This is a genomic window from Paraburkholderia sp. GAS334, assembly GCF_050436625.1.
Taxonomy (GTDB): domain Bacteria; phylum Pseudomonadota; class Gammaproteobacteria; order Burkholderiales; family Burkholderiaceae; genus Paraburkholderia.
This window is the reverse complement of sequence record NZ_JBNDMO010000017.1, coordinates 60,447-73,874: the sequence shown is the minus strand read 5'-3', so window position 1 is coordinate 73,874 and position 13,428 is coordinate 60,447. Positions and strand designations below refer to the sequence as shown.

Below are 13,428 nucleotides of genomic sequence, written 5' to 3'. Positions count from 1 at the left end.
TGCGCTGCAGAGCATAATTGCGAATCCCGGCCAACCCTCTTCACGCTGCGGTTTGATAGCCGTGAACAAAAGACCGTTTACGCTCCAGCTATAAGTAGTTCGGATTCGCCGGCACCCGATTTCAGGCGCACTGGCCGAGGTCTTATGTCGGCGCACAACCGGACGGTCGCGAACCTCATTTCGGTGACTGAAACGGGGTCGACCAGCGCGATTCGAACAGCGCAGTTCGCGAACGCTTAACGTGCGCAAATCTCCGAATCTTGAGACGACCCCTGCATCAGCGTGCATGGCGGTTGCGCCGCGCATGTCGGTTCCGGCCAAAACGGTGTCGCGTTCGGGTTATGTCCTTTGTTTCAGCGGGCGTTACGCTCGTTAGACGGCGCCTGACTTCGAATCGGCGCGCCGCTCACAAGACATGGAGACAGGCAAATGAGCAGCAATCGCGGCGTCGTGTATCTCGGGCAGGGCAAGGTGGAAGTGCAGTCGATCGACTATCCGAAGATGGTCGATCCGCGTGGCCGCGCAATCGGCCACGGCGTGATCCTGAAAGTGGTGAGCACGAATATTTGCGGCTCCGACCAGCACATGGTGCGCGGCCGCACCACGGCTGAAGTCGGCCTCGTGCTGGGTCACGAGATCACCGGTGAGGTGATCGAAACAGGCCGCGACGTGGAAACCTTGAAGATCGGCGATCTGGTGTCGGTGCCGTTCAACGTCGCTTGCGGCCGTTGCCCGACCTGCAAGGCTCAGCATACCGGTGTGTGCCTGAACGTGAATCCGTCGCGCGCGGGCGGTGCTTATGGCTACGTGGACATGGGCGGCTGGATCGGCGGCCAGGCCGAGTACGTGATGGTGCCATACGCCGACTTCAATCTGCTCAAGTTCCCCGACCACGCGCAGGCGATGTCGAAGATCCGCGATCTGACTTGCCTGTCCGACATTCTGCCGACCGGCTATCACGGCGCGGTGATGGCCGGCGTGAAGCCCGGCGCGACCGTCTATATTGCCGGCGCCGGGCCGGTCGGGATGGCGGCGGCGGCTTCGGCGCGCTTGCTGGGCGCGGCCTGCACGATCGTCGGCGATATGAACGAAGCGCGGCTCGCGCATGCGCGCAAGATGGGTTTCCAGACCATCGACCTGTCGAAAGACGCCACGCTCGGCGAGCAGATCGAGCAGATTCTCGGCAAACCCGAAGTGGATTGCGCGGTGGACTGCGTCGGCTTCGAGGCGCACGGCCACGGCAGCAGCGGCCAGCATGAAGAGGCGCCCGCCACGGTGCTGAATTCGCTGATGGAAATCACCCGGGCTGCAGGCGCGATCGGCATTCCGGGGCTCTATGTGACGGACGATCCAGGTTCAGCCGATGCCGCCGCGCGCAAGGGCAGCCTCAGCATCCGCTTCGGGCTAGGCTGGGCCAAGTCGCATTCGTTCCATACGGGGCAGACGCCGGTGATGAAGTACAACCACAATCTGATGCAGGCGATCTTGTGGGACCGTCTTCCGATTGCGGACATCGTGAACGTGACGGTCGTGTCGCTGGACGACGCGCCGGAAGGCTATCGTCAGTTCGATGGCGGCGCACCGAAGAAGTTCGTCCTCGACCCGCACGGTTTGCTGAAAGCGGCTTGACGCAGGGGTTTTTTGCTTTTGACCGGGTTCGGGCTTTCGTCCGAACCTCAAGAACCTGGCGAACCACGCACGCGTTGAGCGGTTTCCCGTTCAACGCGTGCGTTTGTTTTTTCAGGCTGGAAAGGCCCTTGTTCCGCGCAGCAGTATCAGGCCACCATCGCCGGCGCGGCGGCCAGCGAAGGCGCCTGCCTGCGCCGCTCGCTCGTCGGCGCGGTGCCGAAGGCGTCGCGATAGCTCTTCGAGAAGTGGCACGCCGACTGGAAGCCGCACGCCATCGTGATATGCATGATCGACATGTCGGTCTGCAACAGCAACTCACGCGCGCGCCGCAGGCGCAGCGTCAGATAATAATGCGTGGGCGTCATCCCGAGATGCTCGCGGAACAGGCGCTGCAACTGCCGTTGTGACATGCCCGCGAGCCGTGCGAGTTCTTCGCGCGACAGCGGCTCTTCGATGTTGTTCTCCATCAGCGCGATCACTTCGAAGAGTGACTTGTTGGCCGAGCCGAGCCGCGCGACCAGCGGCATTTTCTGTTGCGCGCTGGTATCGCGCACATGTTCGACGATGAACTGCTCGGCGATCTGCGTGACCCGCGCAGTGCCCACGCGCGGCGCAATCAGGTTCAGCATCATGTCGAGCGGCGCGACGCCGCCGGTGCAGGTGACGCGATCGCGGTCGATCACGAACAGTTCTCTCAGAAAGCGCGTGTCGGGAAACTCTTCCTTGAGCGCCGACATGTTCTCCCAGTGAATCGCGCACGCGTAGCCGGCCAGCAAACCGGCGCGCGCCAGTGCATACGTGCCCGTGCACAGGCTGCCGAGCACGCTACCCATGCGGGCGAAGCGGCGCAATGCGGAGAGGTGTGCGGGCGTGGTGGCGCGCTGCACGTCGATGCCGCCGACCACAAACACGATATCCGGCTGGCCGACGCATTCGACCGGCCCGGTGTCGACCGACAGCCCGTTGCTCGCCATCACCGGCCCGCCTTCGGGGCTCACGATCGACCAGCGATAAAGCGTTTGCCCCGTCAGGTAGTTCGCCATGCGCAGGACTTCGATGGCGTTGGTGAACGCGATCATCGTGAAGTTGGGCACCGGCATGAATGCGAAATGCGACAGCGACGCAGTGCGATCGGTGGACATGGGAGGAATGATTCCTTCGAATCTGTAATATCGCGTCGCCGTGGGGAAGCGGCGACTCCTGCAATTCTGAGGACTAGGGCAACTACCGTGCCATCAGGCTAAACCCTCGGTTGCGCGCGGATCGCGCTGGGATCGCCGGGCAGGCAGCACCACAACAGCGCTGCTGCCGCGCCGATACGCACCTGAACTGCGCACGACGGTCAGCTGCAGTGCAACATCAGCCCGGTCGTTCGAAAACCGGTTGCGGCGACGCTGAGGCGACTTGTCGAAAAAGGTCGCGCATGGCGGAAAAGGTAAAGAACGCGTCTGAATTCATAAATTGACGTGCGAGCCGAGCGTCAAGAATAGAAGCCATGCAGACCGGTTGCGGCAGGGTTTCAAGGCGGCTTCCGGCACTCGTTGACGGCTTGTTTCCTGAATTCACGGACCTTCCATGTCGAACCTGAATCCCTTCTTTGACGAATCGCTGGCGACGCGCGATGCGGCGGTGCGCGGCGCCATCTTGAAAGAGCTCGAGCGCCAGCAGTCGCAAGTCGAGCTGATCGCGTCGGAAAACATCGTGTCGCGCGCGGTGCTCGAAGCGCAGGGCTCGGTGCTGACCAACAAGTATGCGGAAGGGTATCCGGGCAAGCGTTACTACGGCGGTTGCGAATACGTCGACGTGATCGAATCGCTCGCGATCGACCGGATCAAGCAGCTGTTCAACGTGAAATTCGCCAACGTGCAGCCGCATTCGGGCGCGCAGGCAAACGGCGCCGTGATGCTCGCGCTGGTGAAGCCGGGCGACACGGTGCTCGGCATGTCGCTCGACGCGGGCGGCCACCTCACGCACGGCGCGAAGCCGGCCCTTTCGGGCAAGTGGTTCAACGCGGTGCAGTACGGCGTGAATCGCGACACGATGCTGATCGACTACGAGCAAATCGAGGAACTCGCGCACCAACATATGCCGGCGCTGCTGATCGCCGGCTTCTCGGCCTATCCGCGCGCTCTGGATTTTGCGCGGCTGCGTGCGATCGCCGACAGCGTCGGCGCGAAGCTGATGGTGGACATGGCGCACATCGCGGGCGTGATCGCGGCGGGCCGTCACCAGAATCCGGTCGAGCATGCGCACGTCGTCACGTCGACGACGCACAAGACGTTGCGCGGTCCGCGCGGAGGCTTTGTGCTGACGAATGACGAAGAGATCGCGAAGAAGATCAACTCCGCGGTGTTTCCAGGTTTGCAGGGCGGCCCGCTGATGCATGTGATCGCCGGCAAGGCGGTGGCGTTCGGCGAGGCGCTGCAACCCGGTTTCAGGACCTACATCGACAACGTGCTCGCCAATGCGCAGGCGCTCGGCGAAGTATTGAAGGCGGGCGGCGTCGATCTGGTGACGGGCGGCACCGACAACCACCTGCTACTGGTCGACCTGCGGCCCAAGGGGCTCAAGGGCAACCAGGTCGAGCAGGCGCTGGAACGCGCCGGCATCACCTGCAACAAGAACGGCATTCCTTTCGATACCGAGAAACCGACGGTGACCTCCGGCATTCGCCTCGGCACGCCGGCGGGCACGACGCGCGGCTTCGGCGTAGCCGAGTTCCGCGACGTGGGCCGCCTGATCGTCGAAGTGCTCGACGCGCTGCGCGACCATACGGAAGGCCATGCCGCCACCGAACAACGCGTGCGCCGCGAGATTTTCGCGCTGTGCGAACGCTTTCCCATCTACTGAGCACGCCTGGAGCAAACGATGAGCACTCTGCACGACAACAGCATCATCATCGACGGTCTGAACATTTCGAAGTTCGAGCGCACGGTGTTCGAAGATATGCGCAAGGGCGGCGTGACCGCGGTGAATTGCACGGTGTCCGTCTGGGAAAGCTTCCAGAAGACCGTCGACAACATCGCTGAAATGAAGCAGCAGATCCGCGACTACAGCGAGATCCTGACGCTCGTGCGCACCACGGACGACATTTACCGCGCCAAGAAAGAGAACAAGACCGGCATCATCTTCGGCTTCCAGAACGCGCACGCATTCGAGGACAACCTTGGCTATATCGAGGCGTTCAAGGACCTCGGCGTGAACGTGGTTCAGCTTTGCTACAACACGCAGAACCTGGTGGGCACGGGTTGTTATGAACGCGACGGCGGCCTGTCGGGCTATGGCCGCGAAGTGATTCAGGAGATGAACCGCGTCGGCATCATGGTCGATCTGTCGCACGTGGGCGGCAAGACCTCATCCGAAGCGATTGCCGCTTCGAACAAACCGGTGTGCTACTCGCACTGCTGCCCGTCGGGCCTGAAAGAGCATCCGCGCAACAAGAGCGACGAACAGCTGAAAGAGATCGCGGACGCAGGCGGTTTTGTCGGCGTGACGATGTTCGCGCCGTTCCTGAAGCGCGGCCCGGACGCGACCGTCGAAGACTATATCGAGGCGATCGAATACGTGGTGAACCTGATCGGCGAAGATCAGGTGGGCATCGGCACGGACTTCACGCAGGGTTACAGCACCGAATTCTTCGACTGGATCACGCACGACAAAGGCCGTTATCGCCAGTTGACGAACTTCGGCAAGGTGGTGAATCCGGAAGGCATCCGCACGATCGGCGAGTTTCCGAACCTGACGGCGGCGATGGAACGCGCCGGCTGGAGCGAGACGCGTATCAGGAAGATCATGGGCGACAACTGGGTGCGGGTGTTCGGCAACGTGTGGAAGGTCTGATCTCCGCTCGCTCACAAAAACCACCCACCTGACAACGGAGTCTCCCCATGCAACCTCAACTGCCCATCGATGTCGATCCGGACACCGGCGTCTGGACCACCGACGCGCTGCCGATGCTGTACGTGCCGCGCCATTTCTTCACGAACAACCATACCGCCGTCGAAGAAGCGCTCGGCCGCGACACGTATGCCGGGATTCTATATACGGCCGGCTACCGGTCCGCGTATTTCTGGTGCGACAAGGAAGCGAAGCAGCACGGCATTGCCGGCATGGCGGTGTTCGAGCATTACCTGAACCGTCTGTCGCAACGCGGCTGGGGTCTCTTCAAGATCACCGAAGCCGATCCGTCCAGCTCGCACGCGCGCATCGAACTGCATCACTCGTCGTTCGTGCTCGCGCAGCCGGGCAAGCAAGGCAAGCTTTGCTACATGTTCTCCGGCTGGTTCGCGGGCGCGCTGGACTGGGTCAACGACACGGCGCCGGATTCGGCACGTAAAGGTCCCCCGTCATATTCGAAAGAAGTGCAATGCGCGGCCGAAGGCCACGATCACTGCGTATTCGAAGTGTCGCCGCTGACGTCGTAACAGCACACGAAAACGCGCACAAAACACCGCAACAAGCCTGTTCATTCCGAGGTCGATCGCGATGCGTTACCCGAACCTTTTCAAGCCTCTCACGCTGAACCAGCTTACCTTGCGCAACCGTATCGTCAGCACCGCGCACGCGGAGGTGTATGCGGAACCCGGCGGTTTGCCCGGCGACCGTTATATCCGTTACTACGAGGAGAAGGCGAAGGGCGGCGTCGGCCTCGCGGTGTGCGGCGGCTCGAGCCCGGTGTCGATCGACAGTCCGCAGGGCTGGTGGAAGTCGGTCAATCTGTCCACCGACAGGATTATCGATCCGCTCGCGCGCCTCGCGGAGGCGATGCACCGGCACGGCGCGAAGATCATGATTCAGGCGACGCATATGGGCCGCCGTTCGGCGTTTCACGGCGAGCACTGGCCGCATCTGATGTCGCCGTCCGGCGTGCGTGAGCCCGTGCACCGCGGCAACGCGAAGATCATCGAGGTGGAGGAGATTCGCCGCATCATCAGCGACTTCGCGGCCGCCGCGAAGCGCGTCAAGGATGCAGGGATGGACGGCATCGAAATCTCGGCCGCGCACCAGCATCTGATCGATCAGTTCTGGAGCCCGCGCACGAATTTCCGCACCGACGAATGGGGCGGCTCACTCGAAAACCGTCTGCGTTTCGGGACCGAAGTGTTGAAAGCGGTGCGCGAAGCGGTGGGCGCGGATTTCTGTATCGGTCTGCGCATGTGCGGCGACGAATTCCACGAGGACGGGCTCGATCACGAGCAATTGAAAGAGATCGCAGTGGCGATGTCGGAAACCGGTCTGATCGATTACATCGGCGTGATCGGTTCCGGCGCGGACACGCACAACACGCTGGCGAACTGCATGCCGCCGATGGCGCTGCCGCCCGAGCCGTTCGTGCATCTCGCGGCCGGCATCAAATCGGTCGTGAAGCTGCCGGTGATGCACGCGCAGAGCATCCGCGACGCGGGCCAGGCTGAACGTCTGCTCGCCAGCGGCATGGTCGATCTGATCGGCATGACGCGCGCGCAGATCGCCGATCCGCATATGGTCATCAAGATTCGCGATGGCCGCGAAGATGAAATCAAGCAGTGCGTCGGCGCGAATTACTGTATCGACCGGCAGTACAACGGGCTGGATGTGCTGTGCGTGCAGAACGCGGCGACCTCGCGTGAAGCAACCATGCCGCACGTGATCGCGAAGACACGGGGGCCGAAGCGCAAGGTGGTCGTGGTCGGCGCGGGTCCGGCGGGACTCGAAGCGGCGCGCGTGGCGAAGTCGCGCGGTCATGACGTGGTGCTGTTCGAGAAGAACGACTACGTCGGCGGCCAGATCATGCTGGCCGCGAAAGCGCCGCAGCGCGAGCAGATGGCGGGCATCGTGCGCTGGTTCGACATGGAAACCAGGCGCCTTGGCGTCGACCGCCGTCTTGGCGTTGCCGCCGATCAGGCCACCATCATGGCTGAGAACCCGGACATCGTCGTGCTGGCGACGGGCGGTTCGTCGTTCACGTCGCAAGTCGCCGCGTGGGGCGTTGAAGTAGGACTCGCGGTCAGTTCGTGGGATGTGCTGTCGGGCAAGGTCGAGCCGGGCAAGAACGTGCTGGTCTATGACGGCGTGAGCACGCATGCCGGTGCGGGCGTCGCCGACTTCATGGCGAGCCGCGGCTCGAACGTCGAGATCGTCACGCCCGATGTGAAAGTGGCCGATGACGTGGGCGGCACCACGTTCCCGATCTTCTATCGCCGCCTCTATGCGCAAGGCGTGATTCACACGCCGAACTACTGGCTCGACAAGGTCTACGAAGAGAACGGCAAAAAAATCGCCGTGATCCGCAACGAGTACACGGAAGAGCAGGAAGAGCGCGCGGTCGATCAGGTTGTGATCGAAAACGGCAGCACGCCGAACGACGCGTTGTACTGGGCGCTCAAGCCGGAGTCGGTCAATCGCGGCCAGGTGGACGTCCACAAGCTGTTCGCCTCCGAACCCCAGCCTTCGTTGAGCGAGGACCTTGGTAACGGCCGCTTCCTGCTGTTCCGCGTCGGCGACTGCATTTCGATGCACAACATTCACGGCGCGATTTACGACGCGCTGCGCCTTTGCAAGGATTTCTGACGATGAGCCCCGTGTTTGTCATCACCGTCCTGCTGTGGTTGTCGGTGGCCGGCCTCGCGTTCGCGCTGGCCAGACGCGCCGCTTACTGGCGCGAAGGCCGCGCGACGGCAGCGGGCGCATACGGCTGGGCCAATCTGCTTGCCATTCCGAAGCGCTATTTCGTGGACCTGCATCATGTGGTCGCGCGCGATCCGTACATCGCGAAGACGCACGTGGCGACTGCGGGCGGTGCGCTCCTCGCGATGGCGCTGGTGTTCGTCAACTACGGGCTCGCGATCTATTCGCCGTGGCTCGACAAGCTGATCTTCCTCGCGGCGCTCGTGATGTTGATGGGCGCGGTGTTCGTCTGGCGTCGGCGACATGGCGCGAAGGCGGTGCCGGCGCGGCTCTCGCGTGGGCCGTGGGACCGTCTGCCGCTGCTGCTCGGGTCGTTCGCGCTGGGTCTCGCGCTTTTTATCGCGCTGCCGGCGGCCGCGATGTCGGGTGCGCTCGCGGTGATCGTCGCATTGTTGATCGGCGTGGGCGCTTTCACGATGACCTTCGGCGCTGCGCGCGGCGGTCCGATGAAGCATGCGCTCGCCGGGCTCCTGCATCTCGCGTTTCATCCGCGCCAGGAGCGTTTTGCCGGGCGCAACGATCACGACATCGTGCCGCCGACCGCGCTGAAGGCGCCGCTGCTCGACGCAAAAGAATATGGCGTCGGCAAGCCGGTTGAGTTTCGCTGGAACCAGTTGCTGAGCTTCGACGCGTGCGTGCAGTGCGGCAAGTGCGAAGCGGCGTGCCCCGCGTTCGCCGCCGGTCAGCCTCTCAATCCGAAGAAGCTGATCCAGGACCTCGTTACCGGGATGGTGGGCGGCACGGACGCCGCGTACGCGGGCAGCCCGACGCCCGGCATTCCGGTCGGCCAGCACGGCGGGGCGCCGGGCAAGCCGCTGATTTCGAGCCTCATCGAAGCGGATACGCTGTGGTCGTGCACGACCTGCCGCGCTTGCGTGCAGGAGTGCCCGATGTTGATCGAGCACGTCGATGCGATCGTGGATATGCGGCGCAACCAGACGCTGGTTGAAGGCAACGTGCCGGGCAAAGGGCCGGTCACGCTCGCGAACCTGCGCGAGACCGGCAGCGCGAACGGCTACGACATCGGCGCGCGTTACGACTGGGCCGTCGATCTGCAGGTGCAGGTCGCGCAGCCGGGGCGTCCGGTGGACGTGCTGCTGATCGCCGGAGAAGGCGCGTTCGACATGCGTTATCAGCGCACGCTGCGCGCGCTGGTGAAGGTGCTGAACCGCGCGGGCATCGACTATGCGGTGCTGGGCGGTGTCGAAACCGATACCGGCGACACCGCACGGCGGCTCGGCGACGAAGCCACTTTCCAGCAGCTCGCGCACAAGCTGATCGGCACGCTGTCGCAGTACGCGTTCCGCAAGATCGTGACCGCCGACCCGCATGTGCTGCACAGCCTGCGTAATGAATATCGCGCGCTCGGCGGCTTCTACGAAGTGCAGCATCACACGGCGCTGATCGAGGAACTGGTTGCCAGCGGAAAGCTGTCGCCGCGCGCGGTCGCCGCATTCGCGGATCGCAAGATCACGTATCACGATCCGTGCTATCTGGGCCGCTATAACGGTGAAACGGAAGCGCCGCGCCGCCTGCTGAAAATCATCGGCATCAAGGTGATGGAAATGGAGCGCAACGGCATGCGCGGACGTTGCTGCGGGGGTGGCGGCGGTGCGCCGTTGACCGATATTCCCGGCAAGAAGCGCATTCCGGACATCCGTATCGACGACGCGCGCGCGGTCGGCGCTGACATCGTCGCGGTGGGTTGCCCGAATTGCACGGCGATGCTCGAAGGCGTGGTCGGCCCGCGTCCGGAAGTGCTCGACGTCGCCGAACTGGTTGCAGCGGCGCTGGAGTAACGCGATGAACAATCTCAAACGAATCGATCCGCGCCGGCCGTTCACGATCACGGCGGAAGGGCTCAAACGCATCACGGCCGGCGTTGCCGGTGCCGCGGGCTTGACCGGATTCCCCGCGCCCGGCTCCGCGCATCGCGAGCAGCCGAAACCTCGTCGCACCACGGCCACGCCGCAGCGCGTGATGCTGGTCGCCGCGCACGCTGACCGTGGCGCGCTCGATGATCACGCACGCCAGGCGCTTGCCGCCGCGGCGCTGATCGCGGACGCACACGCCGAAGTCGTGTTGCTGGTATTCGGTGAATTCACCGGCGACGCGGCCGCGCTCGGCGCCGACAAGCTGATCGAGTTGCCGATGTTCGACCGCCGCCGGTTTGCGCCGATCGACGCATTGAACGCACTGGCCGCGTGCATTGCGGCCTATGCGCCGGTGCACGTTTTTATGCCCGACAACGCAACCGGCGACGGCGATCTGGGCCGCCGTTATGCGGCCGCCGTCAATGCAAGCGTCGCGACGCATGTCGTCGAGATCGACGCGACGCATGTCGCGACTTACGTGCAGGCCAATAGTGCATTCGCCGCGCGCGGGTTGCCCGAGGTCGTTCTGCTCGCACCGCACGCGGTCGATCCGAAATTGCCGTTTATCGGCGCGGGCGAACGCGTGGTGTGGCGCTTCGACGGCGAGCCCGTGTCGTCCAAAGGCGTGGTGCGCGATCTCGGCATCGAGGAGATCGACGCTGCCCGGCTCGCATTGGAAGAAGCGGATTTCATCGTGTCGGCGGGCAACGGCGTCAGCGATGTCGCCGCGTTCGAGCGTCTGGCGAGCACGCTGGGCGCCGCGATCGGCGCAAGCCGCGTCGCCGTGGACGACGGCAAGTTCACGCGCGACAAGCAGATCGGCGCGACCGGTAAGACCGTCGAAGCGAGCGTCTATATCGCGTTCGGTATTTCCGGCGCGGTGCAGCATCTGCAGGGCATCAAGGATTGCCGGCACGTGATCGCCGTCAATCTCGACGCCAGCGCGCCGATTGCGAAACGCGCGAATCTGACCGTGATTGCCGACGCGCGGGAAACCATCGCGGCACTGACAGAAGCGGCGGCTGCTGCGCGCAGCGCGCGCGGCACGGGCGCTGCGCTGCTGGATTCCGCGGCCGTTGCCGAAGGAGCGCTCGTATGAAAATCGCCGTACTGGTTTCAGTGGGACGCCATCCGGTTAGCGGCACGGCGCGCTACAGCCGCAACGACGCCGCCGCGCTGGGCATCGCGCTGTCGCTCGCGAAAGAGCACGCCGCGACGCTCGACGTGCTGCATGCCGGCGACCCGTCGAATCCCGCGTTAAGCGAATATCTCGCGCTGGGCGCGCGCAGCGTCGAAGTGCTTGACCTGCCGTCGACGCCGGAACTGCAAACCGATGCGGCGGCGCCGCTGGCCGAGCGCCTGAAGGGCTACGACCTGGTGCTGACCGGGACCCGTGCCGAAGGCGCGTTTGACAGCGGCATGCTGCCGTATCGCGTCGCGAATGCGTTGGAGATTCCTTTGGTCGGCGCGGCCGTCGATCTGACGATTCGCGACGGTTGCGCCGAGATTCGCCAGTTCATGCCGAAGGGTTTGCGCCGGCGGGTGGAGGTTGAGTTGCCTGCGCTGATCGCCGTGCATCCGATGGCAAACGCCGCGCCGGGTTACGCGTACGCACGCATGCGCGAAGGCGCGATCCGCGCGGTTCCGACGCAGGCCGCAGCCGATGCTGACCGCCTCGCCTGGAGCACCCGCCCGGCCACCGCCAGGCCCGTGCGCCTCGCCGCCGCCGAAAAGCGCTCCGGCCACGCCCGCATGCTCTCGGCGACCACGACGGAAAGCCGCGGCGGCAACGTCGTAATTGAAGGGAGTTCCGTCGAAAAAGCACAAGTGATCCTCGCGTATTTGCGCGAGCATCAACTCGTAGATTACTGATTTCCGGTTCCGGCCAGCATGCGACCAGGAGGGCCTGGCGCGGCGCCAGACGTGACACGCAACGGAGCACACAATGAAAGTTTCCGCAGACGTTCGCGCAATGATCGAACGCCGCAAAAGAGGCTATACGCTGGAAGCGCCGTTCTATACGAGCGAAGACATTTTCGCGCTCGATCTCGACGCGATCTTCCGGCAACACTGGATTCAGGTCGCGGTCGAGCCGGACGTGCCGGAGCCGGGCGATTACATCACGGTGGACATCGGCAACGATTCGATCCTGATCGTGCGCGACGACGACATGCAGGTGCGGGCGTTCCACAACGTGTGTCGCCATCGCGGCGCGCGGCTGTGCAATACCGACAAGGGTTCGCTCGGCAATATCGTGTGCCCGTACCACAGCTGGACCTACAGCCTGACCGGCGAGCTGATGTTCGCCGAACACATGGGCGATCAGTTCGACCGCTGCAAACATAGCCTGAAGACGGTGCACGTCGAGAACCTCGCCGGGGTGATTTTCATCTGCCTCGCCGACACGCCGCCCGCGGATTTCGCGGTGGTGCGCGCCGAAATGGAGCCGTATCTGCTGCCGCACGATCTGCAGAACTGCAAGATCGCGGCGTCGATCGACATCATCGAGGAAGGCAACTGGAAGCTGACGATGGAGAACAATCGTGAGTGCTATCACTGCGTCGCGAACCATCCCGAGCTGACCATTTCCCTGTACGAATACGGGTTCGGTTATCAACGCACGCCTGCCAACGAAGAAGGCATGGCCGCTTTTGAAGCGACCGTGGCGCGCCGCACCGCGCAATGGGAAGCGATGAAGCTGCCGTCGGCGGAAATCGACCGGCTCGACGATCTTGTCACCGGCTTTCGCACGCAACGTTTGCCACTCGACCGCGACGGCGAATCGCAAACCATGGATGCGCGCGTGGCGTCGAAGAAACTGCTCGGCGGTTTCGAGCAGGCCGACCTCGGCGGGCTGTCGTTCTGGACACAGCCGAATTCGTGGCATCACTTCATGAGCGACCATATCGTCAGCTTCTCGGTGATTCCACTGTCGGCCGGAAAAACGCTGGTGCGCACCAAGTGGCTTGTGCACAAGGACGCGCGCGAAGGCATCGACTACGACGTGAACAACCTGACAGCCGTATGGCGCGCGACCAACGACCAGGACCGCGCGCTCGTCGAGTACTCGCAGCGTGGCGCGAACAGCAGCGCGTATGAGCCGGGCCCGTACTCGCCGTTCACCGAAGGACTCGTCGAGAAATTCTGCGCGTGGTACATCGGCCGCATGGCGGATTACAGCGATGCGCCACGCACCACGGATGCCGGCGACACGCCGGTTTCGCACGGCGAAAAAGTCGTGTCGTTCAAGCGCTGAGCG

The 13,428-nt window shown here is 63.7% G+C and carries 10 protein-coding genes; 9 read left to right on the top strand and 1 reads right to left on the bottom strand.

Features of this window, described 5'->3' with window-relative positions:
* The first annotated feature begins 429 nt into the window (after positions 1-429).
* Positions 430-1,629: a formaldehyde dehydrogenase, glutathione-independent gene (gene fdhA / locus P3T21_RS26180; RefSeq protein WP_429258871.1), complete on the top strand. Its 1,200-nt coding sequence runs from the start codon at positions 430-432 to the stop codon at positions 1,627-1,629.
* Positions 1,630-1,775: 146 nt separating this feature from the next.
* Here the strand turns inward: fdhA and P3T21_RS26175 are convergent, their stop codons facing one another.
* Positions 1,776-2,771 carry a GlxA family transcriptional regulator gene (locus P3T21_RS26175; protein WP_429258870.1) on the bottom strand — a complete coding sequence of 332 codons (996 nt, stop codon included), beginning with the start codon at positions 2,769-2,771 and terminating at the stop codon, positions 1,776-1,778.
* Between the two features lie 433 nt (positions 2,772-3,204).
* On the opposite strand from P3T21_RS26175, the gene P3T21_RS26170 reads away from it, so the two are divergent.
* From P3T21_RS26170 to P3T21_RS26135, 8 genes are all read left to right on the top strand, one after another.
* Entirely contained in the window at positions 3,205-4,479 is a 1,275-nt protein-coding gene (locus tag P3T21_RS26170; RefSeq protein ID WP_429258869.1) for a serine hydroxymethyltransferase, read from the top strand.
* 18 nt (positions 4,480-4,497) lie between these two features.
* The gene (locus P3T21_RS26165; RefSeq protein ID WP_429258868.1) at positions 4,498-5,469 is read left to right on the top strand and encodes a dipeptidase; all 972 of its coding nucleotides are present in this window, start codon (positions 4,498-4,500) and stop codon (positions 5,467-5,469) included.
* Positions 5,470-5,516: 47 nt separating this feature from the next.
* Entirely contained in the window at positions 5,517-6,053 is a 537-nt protein-coding gene (locus tag P3T21_RS26160) for a DUF5943 domain-containing protein (protein ID WP_429258867.1), read from the top strand.
* A 61-nt stretch (positions 6,054-6,114) separates the two neighbouring features.
* Positions 6,115-8,178, top strand: coding sequence for an FAD-dependent oxidoreductase (locus P3T21_RS26155; RefSeq protein ID WP_429258866.1), 2,064 nt, complete (start codon positions 6,115-6,117; stop codon positions 8,176-8,178).
* Between the two features lie 2 nt (positions 8,179-8,180).
* Positions 8,181-10,094, top strand: coding sequence for a (Fe-S)-binding protein (locus P3T21_RS26150; protein WP_429258865.1), 1,914 nt, complete (start codon positions 8,181-8,183; stop codon positions 10,092-10,094).
* Positions 10,095-10,098: 4 nt separating this feature from the next.
* Positions 10,099-11,268 carry an electron transfer flavoprotein subunit alpha/FixB family protein gene (locus P3T21_RS26145; protein WP_429258864.1) on the top strand — a complete coding sequence of 390 codons (1,170 nt, stop codon included), beginning with the start codon at positions 10,099-10,101 and terminating at the stop codon, positions 11,266-11,268.
* Positions 11,265-12,041 (top strand): electron transfer flavoprotein subunit beta/FixA family protein, encoded by a 777-nt coding sequence (locus tag P3T21_RS26140; RefSeq protein ID WP_429258863.1) that lies wholly within the window; start codon positions 11,265-11,267, stop codon positions 12,039-12,041. The genes P3T21_RS26145 and P3T21_RS26140 overlap by 4 nt, the downstream gene beginning before the upstream one ends.
* Positions 12,042-12,114: 73 nt before the next feature.
* Positions 12,115-13,425 (top strand): aromatic ring-hydroxylating oxygenase subunit alpha, encoded by a 1,311-nt coding sequence (locus tag P3T21_RS26135; protein ID WP_429258862.1) that lies wholly within the window; start codon positions 12,115-12,117, stop codon positions 13,423-13,425.
* Positions 13,426-13,428: the final 3 nt, after the last annotated feature.